The organism is Streptomyces phaeochromogenes (genome assembly GCF_001418655.1).
Taxonomy (GTDB): Bacteria; Actinomycetota; Actinomycetes; order Streptomycetales; family Streptomycetaceae; genus Streptomyces; species Streptomyces phaeochromogenes.
In genome coordinates, this window is sequence record NZ_LIQZ01000444.1 from 1 (window position 1) to 3870 (window position 3870).

Consider the following 3870-nt stretch of genomic DNA (forward strand, 5'->3'; position numbering starts at 1 on the left):
CGGACGGGCTAGGAGTTAGCCTCTCCGGCGTTTGAGGAGCGGGGGTTCGGGGGGCGGAGCCCCCGAGAACGCGAACCCCACCGGTCGACTTCGGCCACATCTTCGGCCGGCGGAAGATTCCCCACCGCTTCTCTTGCAATCCCGAGCCGCTCGCGTATCAATGGACGACAGCTCTTCCGACGGACCGTCAGATTCGTCGCCGCGCAGCGTGTCCGCACACCGCTCGCGGTGGCTGGTCCGTGCGCACGTGAATCCCCGCACCGTCGCCGGCCCGCGAACAGGCACCGGTGGCAAGCACGCGTGCCCGCACGACGGCGCGCCCGTCGTACGTCCCCACATGGCAATTCCCGTACAAGGGAAGGGAATCCCCAATGAGATGCAAGCGACTCGGAATCGGTGCGGCGTTAGCCGCCGGCACCCTCGCCGCCGGTCTGGCCCTCGCTCCGGGTGCCGCGGCCGTCGTCCCCCAGTCCGCCACGATCATCGCCGACTGCGGTGCCTACGGTGGCGGTGAGGCCACCCTCACGGCCACCCAGACCGGCACCTCCGCCACCATCACCCTCAGCTCCTCCGAGATCACCTCCCCGCTCGCCCTCGACGCGGACTCGATCGCCTCCACCCTCACCATGACGAAGGCGGGCGGTGGCACGACCGCCTTCACGGGCACCAAGAACCCCGCGATGGCCGCGGGCGACGGCGTCTCGGTCGGCCCGCTGACCGGCACCGTGGCGCCCGGCGACAGCCTGGAGGCGTTCGGCGGCTCCCTGCAGATGGTGATCTTCGGGTTCATCACCGTGACGTGTACGGCGGAGGGAGCGCAGTCGCCGGGCCCGTTCGTGTTCGAGTGAGTCCCGGGCGGTAGCTCTCCCCCCCCACAACCCCCCACGAGCAAGTCGAGCCATGGACCGGTGTCGCCTGCGCGCGGCGGCACCGGTCCTTGCGCTCAACTGCCCTGTTCTGCAACGAAGTTGCCAGGAACTGATGGCCCATCAGTTGACGTCCGGCGATTCCATTGACTTTTCACACAACCAACACATCAATGTCCCCCTGTCGGCGCAGAAGAACGCGGAAGAGCCGCTGCGCCCGCAATCCTCAGGAGGGGCAAACATGGGTTCAGGAACCCGAAGACGCCACCGTTGGGCGGCACTTCTCGGAGCGACCGCACTCGCGGTCACCGGGGGAGGCGCACTCGCCTGTCCCGCGAGCGCGGAGCCTCAGCAGGTCGACTTCGCCACGCACTGCGTCCCGCCGCCCATCGCGGGCATCCCGCCGATCGACGGCACGACCACCGCCAAGATCGCGGTGGACAACGCCACGCCCAAAGTGGGCGACACGGTCACCGTCACGTACACGGTGGTCAAGCCCGCCGCGTCCAACCCGGTCGACATCGCCCTGCCCGCCGACATCATGACGCCCACCGGCAAGGTCACCCTCGGTGGCGTGCAGACCGGTGACATCACGGTCGCGGGCCCGAAGAAGAACGACCCGGTACCGGGGAAGGGCGCCTTCCCGTCGTTCTCGATGACCGGCACCTTCACGGTCACCACGCCCGGTGCGATCACCCTCTCGCCAGGCGACTACAACATCCACACCAGCTACATCCTGGAGCTGGACACCCCGTGCACGGTCACCAACCCGCCCGCCCCCGTCTCCGAGACGGTCACCGCGACGGACGGCGGACAGACCAACAACCGTGCCATCAGCCTCGGTACGGCCTCCGGGAAGCCCGGTGACAGCGTGACCGTCACCGGCACGAACTTCACCCCGGGTGCCGCCGTCACTCTCGCCGGACGGGCCGGCGCCGCCGAGACCGCCGACAAGGGCACCACCACCGCGAACGCGCAGGGCGCCATCAGCGGCACCCTGACCGTCAGCGACAAGGCCACCACCGGGGTCGTGGCGTACGAGGGGAGTGCCTGGAGCGATGCCAAGGGGGCCGGTCCCGCCGCCTACGTCGTCATCGACGACACGCCTCTCCCCGAGGGCAGCCAGAAGGTCAACTCCTCTGTCAAAGCAGGCACGTTGTCCATGATCCAGGCCGGTGACACCGTCGAACTCGCGGCGGTCGACTACGGCAAGGGCGGCTTCTCGCGCGGCTCCCTGCAGACGGTCACCGTCAAGGACTTCCGCGGCGGACCCGCGGGCTGGTCCCTGACCGGCAAGGTCACCGACTTCGCCGGTCCCGGCGGGGCGAAGATCGACGCCGCCAAGCTGGGCTGGACCCCGGTCTGCGCCACCAAGACCGGCAGCCCGAGCACCTGCCAGCCCGGTTCGCCCGGCTCGGTGGGCAGCGCCGGAGCGACTCTGGCGTCCACCCCCAACGGCGCGCAGACCGGTGGTGAGTTCACCGTCGACGCCAGGCTGTCGCTGAACGTTCCGGCGTTCACCCCGCCCGGTACGTACTCCGGCGTGCTGACGCTCACGCTCACCTGACGGTCACGTTCAGATCTGACTGTTCGTCAACAGAGCTGTACGCAGGCTCGTTTCATCGGTGGTCGGGCGCGCACCCGCCCGTCCGCCTCGTCCGACTCGCCACCGGGGGTCCGCACCCATGCGCAAGCCGTTCGTCCTCCTCCTGTTGCTGTTCCTCGGCCTGACCGGGGCGCCCGCGTACGCCGCCGACAACGGCAGCTGGTCCGTCTACCCCGTCTCGACGGACCTCGCCTCGCGGCCCTACTTCCACCTCTCCGCCGATCCGGGGACGACTCTCAAGGACAAGGTCACCGTCGCCAACAAGACCGGGACGCCACTGACCTTCCGGCTGTACGCGGCCGACGCCTACAACACCGCCCGGGACGGCGGGTTCGCGGTGCGCACCAGCAAGGAGAAGCAGCGGGGCGTCGGCGCCTGGGCGAAGCCCGCGAAGTCCCGGGTGACCGTGCCCGCGCACGGCTCGGTCACCGTGCCGTTCACGATCCGGGTGCCCGAGGGCGCCGAACCCGGCGATCATCCGGGCGCGCTGGTCGCTCTCGACGAGCGAATCGACGGCGGGTCGGGGGCCGTCGAGGTCGGCGTGCAGCGGGCCGTCGGCGCCCGGATCTATCTGCGGGTGGGCGGGCCGACCGTGCCCGCCGTCGCCGTCGAGGACGTCCGCGTCACCCACCACCAGCCCCTCGTCCCCGGCATGGGCGACAGCACGGCCACCGTCTCGTACACCCTCCACAACACCGGCAACGTCACCCTCAACCCCAAGGTGGAGCTGAAGGCCGAAGGGCTCTTCGGCCGTACGCTGCTCGCCCGCGACCTGGCCGAGGTCCCCTCCGAGCTGCTGCCCGGGCAGCGGGTGAAGCTCAGCGAACCGTGGCGTGGCGCGCCCCAACTCGACTGGGGCGACGTGACGTTGACCGCCAGCGCGCACGACACCCGCGAGTCGGCGAGTACGTCGTTCTTCGCGCTGCCGTGGCTCGTGGCGGTCGTGCTGGGAGTGGGGATCGCGGGCGGCGTGGCCGTGGGGATGAGGATCAGAGGGCGTCGGGACCGCGCTCGCCCGTCCGTACCCGAACCACCGTCTCCACCGGCACCGTCCACACCTTCCCGTCGCCGATCTTCCCCGTCTTCGCCGCCTTCACGATCCCTTCGATGACGGCGTCGGCGTCCGCGTCCTCGACGACGACCTCGATACGGATCTTGGGGACCAGGTCGACCTGGTACTCCGCCCCCCGGTACACCTCCGTGTGGCCGCGCTGGCGCCCGTACCCGCTGGCCTCCGTGACGGTCAGCCCGTGCACGCCGAGGTCCTGGAGGGTGGTCTTGACCTCGTCGAGCCGGTGTGGCTTGACGATCGCGGTGATGAGCTTCATGCCGGGTCCTGGCCTTCTGCGCGATGCGGGTGATGGGGAGGGGTGGAGAGGTGTGGGGAAGGGTGGGGAG

Annotated in this window: 3 protein-coding genes and 1 pseudogene; 3 read left to right on the forward strand and 1 reads right to left on the reverse strand. The window is 70.1% G+C overall.

Going from position 1 to position 3870, the window contains the following annotated elements:
* Positions 1 to 371 precede the first annotated feature (371 nt).
* The 3 genes and pseudogenes from AOK17_RS42330 to AOK17_RS42340 form a co-directional block, all read left to right on the forward strand.
* Positions 372 to 848, forward strand: coding sequence for a hypothetical protein (locus AOK17_RS42330; protein WP_055617977.1), 477 nt, complete (start codon positions 372 to 374; stop codon positions 846 to 848).
* A 259-nt stretch (positions 849 to 1107) separates the two neighbouring features.
* Positions 1108 to 2433 (forward strand): WxL domain-containing protein, encoded by a 1326-nt coding sequence (locus AOK17_RS42335; protein WP_055617978.1) that lies wholly within the window; start codon positions 1108 to 1110, stop codon positions 2431 to 2433.
* A 118-nt stretch (positions 2434 to 2551) separates the two neighbouring features.
* Positions 2552 to 3565: pseudogene (locus AOK17_RS42340) on the forward strand (WxL protein peptidoglycan domain-containing protein); the annotation flags it as partial.
* Here the strand turns inward: AOK17_RS42340 and AOK17_RS49405 are convergent.
* Positions 3462 to 3800 (reverse strand): P-II family nitrogen regulator, encoded by a 339-nt coding sequence (locus tag AOK17_RS49405; protein ID WP_079053597.1) that lies wholly within the window; start codon positions 3798 to 3800, stop codon positions 3462 to 3464. The pseudogene AOK17_RS42340 and the gene AOK17_RS49405 sit on opposite strands and share 104 nt — an antisense overlap.
* Positions 3801 to 3870 lie beyond the last annotated feature (70 nt).